Origin of the sequence: Pedobacter sp. UYP30 (assembly GCF_040547165.1) — a bacterium.
In the GTDB taxonomy this organism is placed as follows: Bacteria; Bacteroidota; Bacteroidia; order Sphingobacteriales; family Sphingobacteriaceae; genus Pedobacter.
Window position 1 is genome coordinate 207,434 of sequence record NZ_JBEPPD010000002.1, and the last position, 19,045, is coordinate 226,478.

11 protein-coding genes are annotated in these 19,045 nt (G+C 39.1%); 5 read left to right on the forward strand and 6 right to left on the reverse strand.

The genetic code is table 11. The features are described from left to right. Positions 1-5: 5 nt before the first annotated feature. Positions 6-2,597 (reverse strand): glycoside hydrolase family 38 N-terminal domain-containing protein, encoded by a 2,592-nt coding sequence (locus tag ABIB40_RS03220; RefSeq protein ID WP_354355910.1) that lies wholly within the window; start codon positions 2,595-2,597, stop codon positions 6-8. A 209-nt stretch (positions 2,598-2,806) separates the two neighbouring features. Then, on the reverse strand, positions 2,807-3,835 hold the full coding sequence (locus tag ABIB40_RS03225; RefSeq protein ID WP_354355912.1) for a LacI family DNA-binding transcriptional regulator: 1,029 nt from the start codon (positions 3,833-3,835) through the stop codon (positions 2,807-2,809). Between the two features lie 99 nt (positions 3,836-3,934). On the opposite strand from ABIB40_RS03225, the gene ABIB40_RS03230 reads away from it, so the two are divergent. Together ABIB40_RS03230 and xylA are read left to right on the forward strand one after the other, a co-directional pair. After that, entirely contained in the window at positions 3,935-5,428 is a 1,494-nt protein-coding gene (locus ABIB40_RS03230; protein ID WP_354355914.1) for a xylulokinase, read from the forward strand. 18 nt (positions 5,429-5,446) lie between these two features. Further along, on the forward strand, positions 5,447-6,775 hold the full coding sequence (gene xylA, locus ABIB40_RS03235) for a xylose isomerase (RefSeq protein WP_354355916.1): 1,329 nt from the start codon (positions 5,447-5,449) through the stop codon (positions 6,773-6,775). A gap of 285 nt (positions 6,776-7,060) precedes the next feature. Here xylA and ABIB40_RS03240 read toward each other — a convergent pair whose 3' ends face one another. After that, on the reverse strand, positions 7,061-7,447 hold the full coding sequence (locus tag ABIB40_RS03240; protein ID WP_354355918.1) for a LytR/AlgR family response regulator transcription factor: 387 nt from the start codon (positions 7,445-7,447) through the stop codon (positions 7,061-7,063). Between the two features lie 144 nt (positions 7,448-7,591). Beyond that, positions 7,592-10,816 carry a chemotaxis protein CheB gene (locus ABIB40_RS03245; protein WP_354355920.1) on the reverse strand — a complete coding sequence of 1,075 codons (3,225 nt, stop codon included), beginning with the start codon at positions 10,814-10,816 and terminating at the stop codon, positions 7,592-7,594. A gap of 522 nt (positions 10,817-11,338) precedes the next feature. Between ABIB40_RS03245 and ABIB40_RS03250 the strand changes: the two genes are divergently transcribed. The 3 genes from ABIB40_RS03250 to ABIB40_RS03260 all read left to right on the forward strand — a co-directional run bounded on the left by ABIB40_RS03250 (position 11,339) and on the right by ABIB40_RS03260 (position 16,743). Then, positions 11,339-15,880, forward strand: coding sequence for a PAS domain S-box protein (locus ABIB40_RS03250; protein ID WP_354355922.1), 4,542 nt, complete (start codon positions 11,339-11,341; stop codon positions 15,878-15,880). Next, complete coding sequence (locus ABIB40_RS03255; RefSeq protein WP_354355924.1) at positions 15,880-16,281, forward strand: response regulator; 402 nt, start codon at positions 15,880-15,882, stop codon at positions 16,279-16,281. Before ABIB40_RS03250 ends, ABIB40_RS03255 begins: the two co-directional genes overlap by 1 nt. A 315-nt stretch (positions 16,282-16,596) precedes the next feature. Next, positions 16,597-16,743 (forward strand): hypothetical protein, encoded by a 147-nt coding sequence (locus ABIB40_RS03260; RefSeq protein WP_354355926.1) that lies wholly within the window; start codon positions 16,597-16,599, stop codon positions 16,741-16,743. 232 nt (positions 16,744-16,975) lie between these two features. Here ABIB40_RS03260 and ABIB40_RS03265 read toward each other — a convergent pair whose 3' ends face one another. Both ABIB40_RS03265 and ABIB40_RS03270 read right to left on the reverse strand, forming a co-directional pair. Next, on the reverse strand, positions 16,976-18,115 hold the full coding sequence (locus tag ABIB40_RS03265; RefSeq protein WP_354355928.1) for a hypothetical protein: 1,140 nt from the start codon (positions 18,113-18,115) through the stop codon (positions 16,976-16,978). Between the two features lie 16 nt (positions 18,116-18,131). Next, positions 18,132-19,025 (reverse strand): TssN family type VI secretion system protein, encoded by an 894-nt coding sequence (locus ABIB40_RS03270; RefSeq protein WP_354355930.1) that lies wholly within the window; start codon positions 19,023-19,025, stop codon positions 18,132-18,134. Positions 19,026-19,045 lie beyond the last annotated feature (20 nt).

Consider the following 19,045-nt stretch of genomic DNA (forward strand, 5'->3'; position numbering starts at 1 on the left):
GATTTTTATTTTACATGCTTTAACCTAATTGTTTTAAAACCCATTGGTGGAATGCTGAGCGTTGTGAAGCTGCCGTTTTTCGTTTTTTCAATAAGTAATTTTTCTATTAATGTTCCGTTTAACTGCTCTGATATTGCTGCCGTAGGCTTAAAGGCAAAATCTATTCTTGATTTTTGAGCTGTTCCCTCAGCATTAAAAATCCTCAGCAATAAGTCGTTTCCATCTATTGTGCAAGATGATAGAACCCAGCCTTTAGCGGTGGTTTTAAAAAAAGACTTTTGTTTGTTTTTGATATTTTCAGGCACTAAGGCGGTTTGTAAAGGCTCGTTTATCAATTCGCTTTCTTTCCATAATTCAGCTTTTTTCCAATCTCCAAAATGAGGAATTAAAGCATAGCTTATTTCTGTGGCGCCTTCTGTATTATAATTCCTCCCCCAAAGCCCCTTGCCTACGTATTGAATGTTTAGGCCAAGTGGAAAATCCTGCCCATGTGTATAACTGGTCGTATGATCTGTGTACATCGCACAGCCAAACGCGTTGTTTTCATCAACTACATCTACCCAGTTTAAAATCACATTATTTTTAATGCTATCCCAAGAACTGAAGAAAGTGTTTTCTAATTTGCTTTCCATCACATCAAAAGGTGCATTTTTAAAAACCTTTTGTCCCTTTAAACTTAAAGGGAAGAGGGTAAGCAGTTTGTACCTGTCATTATAAAAGGCCTTTTTCCGTTTAGCAGCTTGATAATCGGTCTCAGCAAATTCGCCGATTCCTTCGATCGATTTCCAGTCGATTTTTACGCTCAAATCAATTCGTTTCTGACCTTGGTTTAACGAGATGGTTTGCGTGTACGGTTCACCGGCAATTTGCCCATCTATCGCTAAACTGATTTGCGCAGGTCCATTTTTTACAATTCGTACTTTGGCTGGGCTATCAGCGCTAGAGTGGAAACCTCCCTTATTAAAAAAGTTTCCGCGCAGTTGGTTAAATCCAAATGCAGAAGCTGTATCTACGAAATTCTTATTTTTAAGTTGTTTGGCAATTAATTCTTTAATCACTCCACCATGTTTAGGGTCGATGATCAGCCGATAGAGATCTGTTTCTAACTGAAAATCTCCATTTTCCAATTTTTTTATGTTTGCTCCCGCGATAATGGACGGTTTTTTCTTTTTTAAGTGAAAAAAACTATAGCCAGCCGATGGAACAAATCCCTTAAATAGCAATGCGTCCGAAGTTTTATCTGTTGCTGGTTGGGTTGGTAGCTCTATTCCATCTTTATCTAGCACAACGGTTTTGGCGGCATCCCAACCTTTTGGCAATTTTACGTCAATCCATTCCTGCCTATCGTAAAGCGTAGTGTTGTATACTTTTAGTGCAGGAATTGTCGTGCTTGGTTTGTTCTCAACAAGCATAATGCTGTCGCTTTTGCTATCGGTAAAAGCAGTCCAACCTTTTACTTTATCTGCCCAGGTATCGCCTTTTTTTCCATTATATGGTACAATCCAGCAATCGTGATGCTGGGCAAGGAGTAATGGTTGCCAAGCCTTTTCTAAAGTATTAGAAGGATAGTTGGATTTATTATCGATAGACCTAAATGCAGCTATTTTTTCTGCTTGAACGATTTTATTTTCGGCTATCCTTACTTCTTGCGCAATACGCTGAAGCACTTGAGCGCCCCAAACCAGTCCAACTTTCACATCTTCTTGGCTAAATCGCCAGTCGGTTGCATTGGCATGATTGGGATTGATGTTTTCAAAATAATTTTTCCAGGTAGTGTATTGGCTGGGTTGGTAGAAATTGTTTTTCAGCCATGGGCCTAGCTGCCAGCCAGCATCTTGTAGGCACATTCCAACTGGCGATTGCACACCGTTTTTAAATGCATCATCTATATAGGCTGGCGAATTGGCATTTCCAATGGTTTCCCAAGTAGAGTTTGGCTTTAAGGTTTCAAACTCATATCTGGGAACGGCCAATATTTTTGTGCCATCGGGTCCGATCCAGTTTACCAAGCCATTGCCAAAGGCGCTCGTATATCCGCCCCAACAGGTGTTAGGGTTTTTTAAGGAAGCATATTTAAAACCGAACGATTTAAGAATTTGTGGCAAAGCACTCGTAAAACAGGGTTCTTCTGAAGAGTATGTGGAGAACTCGAGCGATGGAAAATGTTGTCGTAGTTTTTTAATGCCATAATTAAACTGGCTTATAATGCTCTCGCCAGAGATGTTGTACATATAACTTTGGCCATACGCAGGGTTAACATATTCTATTCGCCCATTGCGCGATTTATCCGTTAAAAACGCCTTTAAATCGCTATACGCTTTATTGTCTAGCCTTTCTACTCGGTCCCAGGTTTCGGGTTCGATTTCTAGGTTGATTTTCCAATCTGGATGCTTATTTAGTTGCGCAACGATGTAGCTGGTGTAGCCTTTAGGATAATGCCCCCAAATGCCACCGTGAAATCCATCTACAAAATAAGCGGTTTGAGCCGAGACTTTGCCCTTAGATATGGTAGAAAGAATTAAGGTGAGAAGCAACAAGAATTTGAATGCAGAAAAAACGAAATAGTTAAAATGCGTAGATTTTTCAATTTGTCTCATAAACTACTCTAGCTATTGGTTTGGTTCGTGGTTTTTAAACGCTCGATGATCTTTCAGAAATCTATCGATAAAACGATTTAGCTAAACTAGCTTTTTTTTTGAAATCGGCGAAGCATTTTTTGCGTATCGGTGCAAGTTTTTGAGAGATGAGCTTAAGGTTGTCCAGAAAAGGAAGAGCACTTGCCTTTCTGTTAGCGACTATTGTTTTTTTATTTTTTTCGGCTAGACAACCTAACAATCAGTTTTGGCTTAATGCTTATAGTCTTCGCTATAACCTCAGTATGGGCATTTTGCATTTCTTGAAAATACAAATCGGCGACGGTTTTACCCATGTAAAAGCTAAACTGATCTATGGTGGTAATAGATGGACTGGTAATTTCTGAAAAATGTTCATTAGAATAGCCACAAACGCCCAGTTCTTCGGGCACTCTTAAGTTCATATTTGTTGCTACCTCCAAAACACCCAGTGCAGAAAAGTCAGAGGTTGAAGCAAATATTGCGTCAGGCGGCTGTTGCAAGCCTAATAATTTCCGAGTCGCTTCGGCACTTAATTCTTTAGTCCAGGCGTTTTCCATCATCAACTCGGTTAAAATGGGTAAATTATGTTCTTTCAGCGCTCGCAAATAGCCATTTTTTCGTTGCCTAAAAATATCAAGGTTCTGTGGGCCTTCTAAAAGTGCAATCCTAGAATATCCTTGTTCGATGAGGTGGGTCACCGCGTCAAAAGAAGCTTGCTCGTTGTCGTTTATAACTTTAAGCGTCTCCAATTCATCGGCCACGCGATCAAATTGTATCATTTGGATACCCCGATTTATGGCATTTTGCAGGTGTGCGTGGTCTGTAGTTTCCACCGAGATTGAGATGACGATGCAATCTACGTGTTGATCGATCAGCGTATTGATGCACTGTACTTCCTTTTCGTACAATTCATTCGACTGACAGATAATAATGTTGTATCCCTGTTTATAGGTTGCATCTTCAATCCCCGCAATTACATTCGAAAAGAAGTTTTGATTTATTTGAGGCACCACCACACCAATGGTTTTTGAGAGGCCAGTTCTAAGATTGCTTGCAATGGTGTTGCGTATGTAGTTCATCTCATTGGCCGTTTTGAGTACCAACTTCTTTGTGGCCTCATTTACCGAAGGATTGTTGTTAAGTGCCCTAGAAACAGATGAGGGATTAAGTTTGAGTTTTTCGGCGATGTCGTAAATGGTCGTTCTCTTTTTTGGGCTCATGTGTTCGAGGAAATCATAAATTTATGCAATCGATTGCATTTTAGTAAATTTTTTTTTAAATTTGATTTACAATTATAACCAAAAACAGCTAGTTAAATTATGTTATTGTTAGGGATAGATGTCGGCACTTCGGCTGTAAAAGTGAGTGTTGTAGATGCTTCGAGCCAGAAGGTTATTGCCTCTGCGCAATACCCAGAAAAGGAATCGCCCATTGTATCGCTGCAAACCGGCTGGGCAGAGCAATCGCCCAATATGTGGTGGCAGCAAACCGTAAAGGCTATTTCTTTGTGCCATAAAAAAGGAAGTTATCACCCGAAAGATATCGCGGCAATAGGCATTGCCTACCAGATGCATGGCCTCGTTTTAGTCGATAAAAATAAGCAAGTGTTGCGGAACAGCATTATCTGGTGTGATAGCCGCGCCGTAGAGATCGGAAATAAAGCATTTGACGATATTGGTCGCGAGACCTGTCTTTCGCATCTGCTCAATTCTCCGGGCAACTTTACAGCTTCTAAACTGGCTTGGGTAAAGCAACACGAACCCGCTATTTATGAACAGATAGATAAGGTTATGCTGCCTGGAGATTATATCGCCATGATGCTTACAGGTAATATCACCACATCACCTTCGGCACTTTCAGAAGGTGTTTTTTTCGATTTCGAATCTAACGGACTTTCCAAAGACATAATCGATTACTTTGGTTTTGGCCGCAGTCTTTTTTCAGAGGTGAAGCCTGTGTTCTCTTCGCACGGTGAGTTGACGGAAAATATTGCCGCCGAGCTAAACCTGACTACCGGCATCCCTGTATCTTACAAAGCTGGCGACCAGCCAAATAATGCACTTTCGTTAAATGTATTAAAGCCGGGTGAGGTTGCTGCTACTGCCGGAACCTCTGGAGTTATTTACGGGGTAAGCGACCAACTGGCCTACGATACGCAATCGCGGGTAAATACTTTTGCACATGTTAACTACAGCAGCGAGCAGAAGAGGTTAGGTGTGCTATTGTGTATTAATGGCACGGGCAGCCTTTACCGATGGATAAAGGACACATTTGCGCCGCATTTAACCTATGCAGAAATGAATGCTGAAGCCGAAAAAGCCCCTTTGGGCTCTAACGGACTGCGTATATTGCCATTTGGAAACGGCGCCGAAAGGATGCTGAATAATAAAAGCGTGGGTGCTCATCTACATAATATCGATCTTAACCTTCATACATCTGCCCATATTTATCGCGCGGCACAAGAGGGTATTGCCTGTGCGTTTCGCTTTGGTCTGGATATTATGCGCAGTAATGGGATGAATCCCACAGTTATCCGTGCGGGGAAAACCAATATGTTTTTAAGCGAACTTTTCGCGGAATCTTTTGTAAACGCCACAGGTGTGCCCGTAGAACTTTACGATAACGACGGAAGCCTAGGTGCAGCTATTGGTGCGGGAATTGGAGCGGGGTTTTTGCCCGCCGATGAAGGATTTGGACGGGCAGCCCTGATCCAGAAAATTAAGCCAACAGACACGGCTGGTTTCGAAATAGTTTACCAAAGCTGGAAAGCCCTGCTTGAGCAAGAATTAGAAAAAACATCAACATTTCAATAAACTTAAAATATAAAAACTATGTCAGTTGTAACAGGCGAAAAGGAATTTTTTACGGGAATAAATCAAATAAAGTACGAAGGTCGGGAATCAGACAATCCACTTGCGTTTCGTTGGTACGAGGCAGACAAGGTTGTTGCTGGTAAAACTATGAAAGAGCACTTGCGCTTTGCTTGCGCTTACTGGCACTCGTTCAACGGCAATGGCGCAGATCCGTTTGGTGCTGCTACGCATGTTTTCCCTTGGGATGTTAAAAGTGATGCCGTAGAACGTGCAAAAGACAAAATGGACGCATCATTTGAGTTTATTACCAAAATGGACCTTCCTTACTATTGCTTCCATGATATTGATTTGGTAGATTATACCAACGATGTGTCGGATAACGAAAAAAGGTTGCATACTTTGGTAGAATATGGCAAACAAAAGCAAGCTGAAAGTGGCGTTAAGCTACTTTGGGGAACGGCCAATGTATTTAGCCATAGCCGCTATATGAATGGCGCTTCTACCAATCCCGATTTTCATGCACTGGCACATGCTGGCGCGCAGGTAAAATCGGCCATAGATGCAACCATTGCTTTAAAAGGAGAGAATTATGTTTTTTGGGGTGGGAGAGAAGGCTACATGAGCCTGTTGAATACCGATATGAAGCGGGAACAGGACCATTTGGCAAAATTCTTGCACACAGCAAAAGATTATGCGCGTAAGCAGGGCTTTAAAGGTACCTTCTTCATCGAACCTAAACCTTGCGAACCAACCAAGCATCAATATGATTATGATGCTGCCACGGTATGCGGCTTTCTGCAGAAATACGATTTGTTAGGCGATTTTAAATTGAACTTAGAAGTTAACCATGCTACACTTGCAGGGCATACTTTTCAGCACGAACTTCAGGTTGCGGTAGATAACGGATTGTTGGGCTCGATGGATGCCAACCGTGGAGACATGCAAAATGGTTGGGACACCGATCAGTTTCCTAATGATGTGATGGAGGTTGCGGAATACATGCTTATTATTTTACAGGCAGGCGGTTTTGCAGGTGGCGGAATAAATTTCGATGCCAAGATTCGCCGCAACTCTACCGATCCTTCAGATTTGTTTTATGCACATGTTGGCGGTATGGATGTGTTTGCCAGGGCGCTCATTATTGCCGATAACATTTTGCAGAAATCAGACTATAAAAAGACCCGGGCGGATCGGTACAATTCTTTTGATAGCGGTGCGGGCAGAGAATTTGAAAATGGCAAACTTTCTTTAAAAGACCTTCGCGATTACGCAGCAAGTAAAGGCGAACCGGCAAGAACAAGCGGTAAACAAGAATACCTTGAGAATTTAATAAACCGATATATCTAGGTAAAAGTTTCATCAGTTTCCGCACGATGTGGAACGGTAACGATTAAACGAAAAAAAGTTGGCATTTGGCACGATTGCTTTAGGTCGACTTTTTTTTATTTTCCGAGCTTAAGAATTAAATTCTTTTTCAGAAAACAAGAACTTATGAAAAGGTGCTGTTTCCAAAGGGCTTGTCGTGACGGTTTATGTTTTGAAGGAAAAGGCTATGTATAAATGGGATTCCCAAAAAAAACAGAAATCATAAAAAGGACATCCGCAGTATTAATGGTGTTAAACTTATTAAGATTATTGGAGGGATAAAGAGATAACAATAGCCCGATTAACACAGGTAAGGAGTTTTTGAAAATCGATGGGCTTTACCAAAAAGCCATCAGCATAAACTCCAAACGCGTCAAAAGCATGTTTAGGATAACCCGTTACGAAAATTAGACACTCCACGTGTTCACGGAGAATAGAAGCAACATCTAATCCAGATATGTCCATATTTATATCCAAAAAGAGGAAGTCCAATCTCTCTTGTTCCTGAATTTCTTTAATGGCAAACAATGGATTTGTATAAGTTTTGATTAAGGCCAACTTTGGTATCATTGAAATGTACTCACTCAAGATGCCGATTGAAATAGGGTCATCATCTATAATTGCACATTTATATTTCTTTTCTGAGTTTTTCATGCTTAATAGATACGAAAAGTTCGGGGTTATAGATGTGATAAAACTTATTAGAGTGATTTAAAATAGCAATAATATAAACATATTATCGCTAAAACGTTTAGCCTTTATAAAAAATCAGCGTCCGTTTTCCCCTTATCTATCTGTTTAAATTTTAAAATATATCCTAAATGTGGTTCCCTCGTCTGTTTCGCTTTCCACTTCTAGCTTGCCGCCGGAGGCATTAATTATCTTTCTAATTAAGTAAAGGCCGATACCCTGACCTTCAATATCATCATTGATGCGATGGTACATTTTAAATAAATAACCAAGTCGTTCTTTTTTTATTCCAATTCCATTGTCAGTTACTGTTAAAACAACGAAATTATCTTCCTTTTTGGTTTTTATCGATATTTCCGATAATCTGTTTGGAGACTGAAACTTGATGGCATTGGTGGTTAGGTTTAAGAGAATGCTCCTTAAATTTTTTTTAGAAAACCTAACCTCTTTTTCTTTGAAATCTGTAGTTATTTTGGCGTTGGCAAGTTTAATCCTTCCAGATATTGCACCTTCAATTTCTTTAAATACACCTTCGAAGTTTTCCAGCTTCGCATTTTCACTAGATTCAGTTTCTAGGACAACTATCTTGCCCATTTCCTTTATAACTTCCTTAAAATTGGTCAGAGCCTTATCCATCATTCCAGATATATTCGATAAGTCTGGGTTGGAAAGATCTATTTTCATATTCAGAATCCCCATCAGCGATTCGATATTAAAAAGTGGCGCATTAAGATCGTGGGATGCCCCATAAACAAAATTGTTAAGATCTTCGTTTATCCTGCGGAAGCTTTCATTGCTGATATTTAGCTCCTTTAGTAACTGTTTTAGTTCTGATATATCATAGAAACTTACAATTGCACCATCGGCTTTGATGCTATTTTTTTTGATATAAGGCATCGTCATTACCTGATATATCTTGCCATCAGTAGATTCCGCTTCTCTGGTTACGGTTTTTTCGTTGATTATAACCTCTTTAATATCAAGAATTAAGGTCTCCAGTTTAACGTTGGAGGATATGTCCGTTAAGGGTCGCCCAATATCACTTTCCCTTATATTTATATGTTTGGTTGCACTGGGAGAATACCTTTTGAGCAATAAATCCCTATCAACAAAAATCTGACCATTGGTATTGCTACGAAAATAGTTATTTAGGTCATCGTTCAGATCGGTCAGCTTCTCGATGGTAACATCGTGGTTTTCATTAATGGTCTGAAGCTCTTCATTTACCGATTGCAGCTCTTCGTTCGTGCTCTGCATTTCCTCATTGGCAGACTGCATTTCCTCGTTTGCAGATTGCAATTCTTCATTATACAATTGCATATTTTCATTCGAAGATTCGATCCGCCCATAAGCAACTGCAAGTTTTTGCTTTAGCTCTATATTTTGCTGTTCTAGGCTAATCAAATGTTCTTTAGTCACCTCATTGATATCGCCAACATTAATTATGTTTTTTTCAAAGCCTTTAATGTTGGTTTCAGTAAACTCAATAATCAGCAACTGTTCTTCTAATTTTTTGATAAAAAACGGAATGATATGGATAGTTACCGTTCTCGCTTTGTAATTATGTTTTTTTGGTAGGTGCAGTTTGTTAAGTGTTACCTTTTCATTTAGCTTTAAAGCTTTATGGGCGGCTGCTTTAAAAACAGTCGAAATGTGGTCTGGCAATAAGTCGTTAAGATTGTAATTGAAATTTATATTTTTAAGGTAGGAGCTCATATTACCAAAAGACTCCATTACGATTAGATTTTCATCTGTACAGACACCGACAAAGCCAGATGCTTCGAAAACTGCCGCGCCGATCTGCTCGGTCAATGTGGATTTTGATGCGGGTAATACGTTCCTTTTGTTCGTTTCTGTCGTCGTTGTTTTTGCGCCTTCGATAAAACTAGAAGAAAATGTGTCGAGTTTGACAGACCTACCCTTATTGGTGCTTTTTAAAATGTTCCATTTGCTGTTGACCTTGTCAAAATCGTCTGACGATATTGTAGCACTTTCACTTGGCCCCAGAAATAGATAGCCGCCTTTCTTAAGGCCGAAGTGCATCAAGGAGAAAACTTTCTTTTGGAGCGTTGGATTTAAATAGATTAATAAGTTCCGGCAGCTAATCAGGTCGATATTGCAATATGGGGTATTTTTGACCAAATCGTGCTGTGCAAAAATAAGCATTTTCCGTATATTAGATTTTACCTTATAAGAATCTCCGCATTTAGTGAAAAATTGGTTCAATCGTTCTTTTGAAAGGCATTTTTCTATGTTGCCGGTATAAATGCCTTTGGATGCAGTGTCTAAAGCCGCCTTGCTTATATCGGTGGCAAATATTTTTACTTCGATGTTTTTAGGATGACTGGTTAGATATTCTGTAACCAAAATAGCCATAGTGTATGCTTCTTCGCCAGTGGCACAGCCAGCAACCCAAATCTTTAAAACATCCGTCTCATTTTTTTCTATAAGGTCTGGAATTACCGTTTCCTGAATGATTTGAAATGCTTCAATGTCTCTAAAAAAAGAAGTAATGCTTATCAAGAAATCATTGGCCAATAAACTTACTTCGCCGCTATTGTCTTTTAAATAATCGTGGTATTTATCTACCTTGTCAAAGTTGTGATCGGCCATCCGCCGCCTAATTCTTCTGATGATGGTAGGCCGCTTATATTCTGAAAAATCCAAAGGTAAGTTTTCTTTTATCAGATCAAATATTTTTGTAAGCTCTGTTTCGCTAATCGGGTCATATTTATTGCCATTACGCTCTTCGAGCCACCCATTTTTCACATAATCCTCAATCACTTTGGGCATTGCTTTTGGAGAGAGAATCATGTCTGCACAACTGGTTGCAATTGCTGCCAAAGGCATCTCATTATAACTTGCACTAGCTGGGTCTTGCACAAAGACTATGCCTCCAGCTTTTTTTATAGCCTCAATGCCTTTCGACCCATCATTTCCTGTTCCGGAAAGTACGACCACGATTGCCTTGTCGCCGCGTTCTTTTGCAAGCGATGAGAAAAAGTAATCGATGGTCATGTGTGGCCGTGGCTGATCTTTCTTATCAGATAACTGAAGTCTGCCGTTTTGTACCGACATGAACTTGGTGCTTGGTATAAGATATACCGTATTTGGTTTGATGGCTACATTCTCCAATGCTTCTACAACCTCCAACTTGCTATGACTCGCAAGCAGGCTTGGCATCTGGCTTTTAAAATCAGATGAAAGGTGTTGGATGATGATGTAGGATACAGCATCGAGCGGAGTATAATCAAAAAAAGCGGAAATAGCCTCCAAACCTCCTGCGGAGGCGCCAATTGCTATAATGTACTGTTTATCATCAATTTTTGCCATAAGCCACAAGTCATAATAAGTATAAGAAGAGGAAGAAAAATTCAAACAAATACTTATCAAATATAACCCTTATGGAATAAGCAAATTTTTTTATATTTAATTAAGTCCCACAATTCATGATGAAATGACAAGTTTTGTTTTAAATAATTCGCATTTACATTACATCTTAGATTTAAGAAAATAAAAAGAACTTGGAAATTAGTAAGTCAACAATTTTATTAAACGGCCAATAAATGTAATGCTCAGCTATTTAATTACACCTTATGAATTTCAGCATAAAAATCTCCCTAAAGGCGTTTATAAAAAAATTTGGAAGTTTCGTGTAAAATTTTTGCGTATGTGGTGCAGCAAACTCCAAAGAATTTCTGAATTTTTGAGCGAGTATAAATCTTAAACATTATATCTGCATTGTCTTTTAGTTTATAGAATTATCTCTTATATTCGTAAGAAGTCATGCTCGTTCAAACATAGAAAACGGGCATTTTTATATAGATTATTAGGTTACAGCTTAAATAGAAGAAGATGATAAAGGATGCGCTGGTAAGAAATATTTTTACAAATATTAAAGAACCTGCGCTTATTCTGTGCGTTAAATCTGGCAAAGCTATTATCGAGGCGGCAAACCATTCTTACACCGAACTAATGGAATTGACGGAGGAGAAACTACTAGGTATAGATCTATTCTCCAGTATAGCACTAGAGGATTCGCTGAATCTAATGACTGCAATTAATCGCCTAGGAGACGATAATCCTGAAGAACACATAAACCTAGAGAATTATTCTTTTAAAACTTCTTTTGCAACACATCAACAACAACCTGTTAACGTTCGTAATATACTGCTTTCCTCTAGTGATAGTGCAGGGAACTACATTCTTCATACAGTTAACCCTATACAGGTTTCGGGTTCTGGGCATATTTCCATGCGGCCTCTGGCAGAAAATTTGGGTCAGCCATCCGAAAAACTTCTTGCAATTCTCGAAGCCGTTGGTGAGGGTGCGGAAGAACCTTTTGTGCTGTTAGATAGCCAGCTTCATATTACATTCTGTAACAAGAAATTTCACGCTCTTTATAAGGAGTATTACGGAAAAGCTGTTGAGGTCGGCCGCTCTATTATTGATTATGCGAAAGAGGAGAGACGAGATCTAGTAGCAGAAATATACAAACGGGTACTTAGTGGAAAGCGAGAGCAGTCCGAAATCATTACAGAGGTTTCAACAAATGTATTTAAAAAGCTAATTCTCGATTTCAAACCTATAATTGGAGCTTCAGGGGCGGTTGAGAGTATTTTTGTTTCTGGGACGGATATAACCGTGCAACGCAACACAGAACAAAGGTTAGAAGAGAATGAAAGAGAACTTGGCTTTATATATGACAATTTACATTACGCCGTTTTTGTAATCGGGGTAACCCAAAAGTCTGTATTTAAGTTTATCTCAGCAAATAAGACCTTCCTACAACTTGTAGATATGCCTGCAAAGATCGTTGTAGGTACTCCAATTGATCAGGTTATACCAAAGGCTCGTATTAAAACCGCCATTGCGCGTTATAAAGAATGTATTGCTAGCAGTAAATCTTTGAGCTGGGAAGAAGTAATGCAATATCCCTCAGGAGAAAAAACCGTCATTGTTACTGTAACCCCTGTATTTGATACGGATGGATGCTGCGAAAAACTCATCGGATCTATACACGATATTTCAGACCATAAAGAATTAGAGAAAATAGCTGAAGCAACGAACAGAAAACTTTCTAAAATTCTAGAATCATCGCCCGATGTAATCTGTACCCTCGACGAGTTCGGAAGATTCTTAAGTCTAAATGCAGCATCGCAACGGATGTGGGGCTATGCGCCAGAACAGCTTGAAGGCAAATACTGTGCAGAATTGCTACATCGGGAAGATGTAAAAGAGATGCGGACAGTACTTAGCCAAATTGTTGGCGGGGTGGATATCAGCCATTTTGAAAATAGGCTGCGGCGGATGGACGGAACCTATATACCGTTGGTGTGGTCTGCACGTTGGGACAATCAGGAACGTATAATATATTGTGTGGCGAAGGATGGAACTGAGAAACAGGTGGCGGAAGATAATCTCAAAATTAGTGAGCAGCGGTTTAAAACCCTAGTTCAAGATGGGTCAGATTTGATTTCTATTCTCGATTCGAATGGGAATTATCTTTATGTAAGTCATACTTCACAGAGCGTGATGGGTAAGGTGGCGGAAGAATACCTAGGTAAGAATGCATTTGATTTTATACATCCTGACGATAAAGAGTCAACGATGGAGAAATTTGGTGAGCTTAACATTAAACAAAAAATTGAGTTGCCGCCATATCGTTTCCTCCACAACGACGGAAGCTGGAGGTGGATGGAAACTGTTATTACCGATCTTACCGAGGATCCCGCTATAAAAGGTATTGTTGCAAACTCTAGAGACATTACCGAAAAGATAAATGTCCAAAGAGATACTCTGCTGAGCAAAGAGCGTTATCGATTCGCCACTAGGGCGACTTCCGATGCTGTATGGGACTGGAATCTGGAGACAAATAAGGTGTATTGGGGGCATGGATTTCAGCGTATTTTTCACTGGCAGCCCAACCAGCTAAGCGCAGACATAAGCTCTTGGGCGAATTTGGTGCATCCCGAAGACCTTCCAAACGTCGAGAAAAAACTCTCGTTGTTCTTGGAAAGTTCAGAAATCCAGTGGTCGGACGAGTATAGATTCGCCAGAGCAGAGGGAGGGTTTAACGTTGTGTCTGACAGGCGTTTTGTTGTGAGAGACAATACGGGGAAAGCCACGAGAGTAGTGGGTGCGATGCAGGATGTAAGTAGGCAACGCAGAAAAGAACACCAGCTCAAACTATTAGAATCGGTAGTAACTCACACAGACGATTTGGTAATGATTACAGAGGCTGATCCGGAAAGTGACGAAAAATTGAAGATAATTTATGTCAACGAAGCTTTTTGTCAGTTAACAGGATATACTGTCCAAGAACTGATAGGTGGAACACCCCGACTGTTAATAGGAGAGAAAACAGACAGGAAGGAACTCAATAGGCTAAGTAAATCTCTACAAAAATTTGAATCCTGCGAGGTCTCAGTTATCAATTATAAAAAAAACGGCGAAGAGTTTTGGAATAATTTTTCCATGAACCCCGTAGCAGATGAACGTGGCGTATACACCCACTGGATTTCTATTGGGCGGGACATAAGCGACCTGATAAATTTGCAGAATCAAGAAAGAATAATTTCTTCTGTTAGCGAGATATTTAACAGGACTGACGGACTTGTGGAAGCAATGGAGAAAACGATGAAGCTACTTACAAAGTCTGGAAAGTACGTTTATGGAGAAATTTGGATGCTTGATCATGACGCCTTGCACTTAAGCCTTATGGGAAGGCATGCTTTATGTCCAGAACAGGAAATGTTATATAAGGGTACAGACCTAAGGACAAAGGTTAAAAAAGCGCATGGCTTTGCTGGAGAAGTTTGGAAAGCGGGAAAAATCCAGGCGAGGGTTATTTCAGAAAATAAGGAAAAAATTTTTACCGGTCAGACCGTTTTAGGCACAATCTTCGGTTTGCCTCTTTTTTACAATAAAGAACCGATTGGGGTGCTCGTTCTCGGGTCGCAGGTTGAGGAGGTGCAAACGGAAGTAGGTATCGTATCTGAGAAATTCGGGTTGCACCTTGGGGCAGAGATTCGCCGGAAGCAGCTAGAACAGGAACTAGGACAGATTTTTAACTTCGCTCCAGATATTATCGCCATCTCTGATTTCGACGGTTATTTCAAAAAAGTAAATCCTGCAGCGAGTATCCTTTTGGGTTATACTACAGAAGAATTGATGTCGAAACCATTTACTGAGTTTCTTCATCCAGAAGACAGGAATTTGGCTATCGACAGGGTTCATCCTCACGGTATAGGTACTACTAATTATTTTATCGAGGAACGTTATCTGACAAAGACTGGAGAAATTAAATGGCTGGCCTGGACATCGCATGCGATAGTGGATAGGGGTTTGATATTTTCTGTTGCCAAGGACATAACGGATAAAAAGAACTTAGAAGAACTACTTGCGAGGTCTAACAGTTTGGCAAAAGTGGGAAGCTGGGAGATTAACGTCTTAGCGGGCACTGTTTTTTGGTCTGATGTTACGAGAGAAATACGCGAGGCAGACCCTGGTTTTGAACCTGACTTAAACACGGGCATAGACAATTTTAGAAAAGACGTCGACAAGCTAACAATTAGAAGAAAAGTTGACGAATGCATCGCTTATGGACTTCCATGGGATGAGGAGCTGGAAATCCTAACTTTTAAGGGCAACGAAAAATGGGTAAGAACAATAGGCCAGGCAGAGATGGTTGACGGAAAATGTACCCGAATATTTGGCAGCTTTCAAGATATTGACACTAGAAAAAGAGCAGAAATAAAGGCGAAAGTTGCGCTGGAGGATTTGGAGGAGTCAGAAAAAAGGTACAGTGATCTCTTTCATCTAAGCCCAAATCCAATGTGGGTTTATAATTATGAAACCCTTCAATTTATGGATGTTAACGAGATGGCATTAAGTCACTATGGTTACAGCTACGAGGAATTTATGGGTATGACATTACGAGACATAAGACCTGAATCACAAATTCCGGCTATGGAAGATACGGTAGAAATAACTAGAGAAGAAGGTTGTCAATTTTACATGGGAATTTTCAAGCATCAGAAAAAGAATGGCGAAATTATAGATGTAGAAATTAAGAGCAATGTCGTTAACTTTAAAGGTCAGAAGGCTAAGTTAGTTTTGGTTAATGACATCACCGAACGCCAAAAGTATTTAAGTGCGTTGAAAAAGCAAAACAAGGTGTTGGGAGAAATTTCTTGGGTACAGTCTCACATGGTAAGGGCACCATTGGCAAAACTGATGGGATTGGTTGCTTTACTGGGTAAACGCTCCATGCGCGATTTAGAAAAACAAAAAATACTTACCGAAAATATTGAGCATTGCACAGCAGAGTTAGATCACATAATAAGAGAAATTACTAAAAAGTCAGAGCAGCAGGAAAACTTAAGCAGACTGTAATGAAGGGTACAATATTAGTTGTAGATGATGACAGCATGATTCTGTTCATCCATCAAGTAGTTATAGAAGGCAGTATTTTAACAGCCAAGGCTAAGTATTTTCTTAGTGCTGGGACAGCACTTGAATACATTGCAAATGAGCCTGACCAAGATATGCGCTTCCTTATTTTTTTGGATATAAACATGCCGTTCGTAAATGGTTGGCAAATGCTGAATAAGTTACGTAATCATCCAAAAAGAGAAAAAATTCTGGTAGCAGTTGTGTCATCATCTGTAAACCAGAGGGATATTGATAAGGCATTCTCTTATGAGATGGTTATAGATTATATAACTAAACCGTTAAAAGACGAATGTTTTGAACGGCTTAAAAACAATGAAGGACTTGCTGTTTTTTTCGAATAGCGCACTAGTGATGAAGGTAGTTGGAAGACGCTGTTTTGCTTAAAATTGATTTCCCCGAGGCGTTTCTACAAAGGCTCTCGCGGGTGTATTTTGCTTTTATAGCTACTTATTTGATATTTACCTGATGTAATGGCTTTGCGGTCAATAATCTATGAAGGTTAAGTTTTTTAGTGTTTTTCGGTTCATCTGTCTTTCTGTTTATGGACGAAGGTGCAGTCTTCAATCACTTATTGCATTTTGGGGATGTAGCCTATTAACAATTAAAGACCGGCAAGGGAATCGATTTTATACTTAACAAAAAAAACATGTTTTGAAATGAAAGAGACGGCTACAGAAGCGGATTTAAAAAACTTAAATACTAATTCTGGAAACATTGATATCGTTGACAATCATGTGATAGGCAGACGTCCTGTAAAATTGTTCGAAGGCTATATTTTGGGAGGCTTTATACAAAATTTATAGATCATAGTTCTTATTGTTTTTAACAAATAAATCTCCACTGCTAGCCTGCGCATCGGGTAGTGCTTTTCTTGCCTTTACAAAAAGCTGATGGGGTATTGTGCAGAAGAGTTAAGCTTATAGCAGTATATGCGATTTAAAGATTTCTGCAGGTTGATGAAATGTTGCCGTAGAATTTTCGATATTTGAACTTAGAATAAAATCGAACACAATCAAAGTTTATTTACAATCGACATTAATCCAACAGCGTCCAGGTTTTTCTTGCTTGCGTTTGCTGTTTCATCTGCTGCTCGGCAACCACAATGTTTTCTTTGCGCTGGCCAATGTATTCTAAAGAGCTTAGTTTTGTCCAAAGTGCAATCATTACCTTCATAAATTCATCAATCAGCTGCATTGATGATTGGATGTCGTGGTGTTGATAAACGTGCTCGATTAAACGCGATAACAATTCCTCGAAATTGCCTGGGGTAACATCTTTCCACTCGTAAAAATATTTAAGCAACTCTTCTCGCTCCGCACCCGAAATACTTTTTATACTGGTAAAGAATAAATGGGCCATTTCTGAAAAATAGTTCACCAAAAATACCGGCGTGCGGTATTGAGCATCATTGCGATACGAAAAATAAATTCGGGCCACAAAATTTACCATGCTATCGCAAAGCGATTTAACATTTTTCCCAATCGGAGAAATATTTTCTTTAGAAGTAATCTTATCTATAATTCTAAAAGAAAGAAGTTGAAATTCGTTTAGATAAGAACCAAAATTTTCATAATAACCAATTAGCGCCGGATGGCTTACAACAGAAGTACAGGCTGGGATAAAATTTGAATCAATCTGAATGTTGTCGCCAGATTTTACAAATTTTCCAACTTCGAAATAATCGTTGGTTTTTCCATTGATTTGACCTGCCGGAACAATAGAAATCTTGTAATTATTTTCTATCTCTGGATAGCGTAAGGGAGTTTCATCAGGATCTGGAACGCCAGACGCAATCCTATCAAAAGGATTTACAGAAAGTATTACAAAATAAGTTCCATCAGAATCGCTGGCATTATCTTGTTTAAAATAATGATCAAATGTGTAGCCCTCTGTAGAACCCCCAATGCTAATGTGCATGCCATCTGAATTGATTGCATTACAGCCATTAAGCTTTATGTGCAAGTGGTTAGAAGCACGCGCCAAGATTTCTAAGTTTAGAGATTTTGTTTCTCCCTTAAACGGGGGAAGCAGGCCAAAATTATTTTTATTTATAAAAAGCGATGCTGTATCTCGGTTAATATCTTGAATAAACTGATCGGTATTTACGAAATGACCGCTCGAAATTTTCATTCCATCTATCCAATTAACGGGTTTATATTTTAATGGTAAAATCATAGGTTATATATCAAATTTATAAAAATACAGCTTCGTCAGCACTCCTTGTTCTTTCGCTAATAATTTCAGAAACTCTTTTGGCGTAAATGGTAAAGTTTTCCGTTACATTATTTTGTTCTATATCTAACTCTGGATCGATAAAAGACCGTTGCTTAAAAAAAGAAGGTTTGATGTAGAAAATCCACTTATAATTTTCGCCAGTTGCGCTTTTAAAGTGTACGGGAGCGTCTGGAAATTTTAAATTATAATCGTCTATAAATTTTTGAAACCATAAACCGAAATTCATGTTACGCGGTGCCTTAGCCTTTACTTTTAAAGGTTCCATGTCGTTGGTGTTTTTGTAAAGATCTAACTCTAACACCAATAACCTGTTAAAATCCAAGTGCTCCATGCTAATGTCATCGGCAATCAATGGATACTCCCATATTTTGTAAATTTCTAACGGAATACTCAAGTAGGCAATATATGTCCACCAAAAAATAATCGGCACAAAAAATATGAAGATAGAAGATGCCGCTACGATTCCATAATCCATTTCATTTAACCAGTTAAATCCAAGTTTGAAAAGAAAAAAACCAAGTAAAGCCGATACGAGTGTGCAGAAAAAAAAGAATAATTTTTTATTTAGCAACTCGTTTTCCTGATATTTTCCTGCAAGCCAAACATACATAATACCTAGTATTAAATAAATCAGTTGACATAAAATGTATCCCCATGGCATAAAATATAAGCCTAAAAACCCTAACAGACCGGGGATGCCCAATGATACTGCTGTTATCAAAAGGATGATGATTAGCCTTTTGTTGCTTAGCAATTTGTTTTTCTTGTTTACGATGGTCATAATTGCAGTAGCAATTAAAAAAACAAGAGGAAAAAGTAGGTATCTTACGAAAAACGATTTAATGTCCATAGATTGGGAGAGGATGGGTT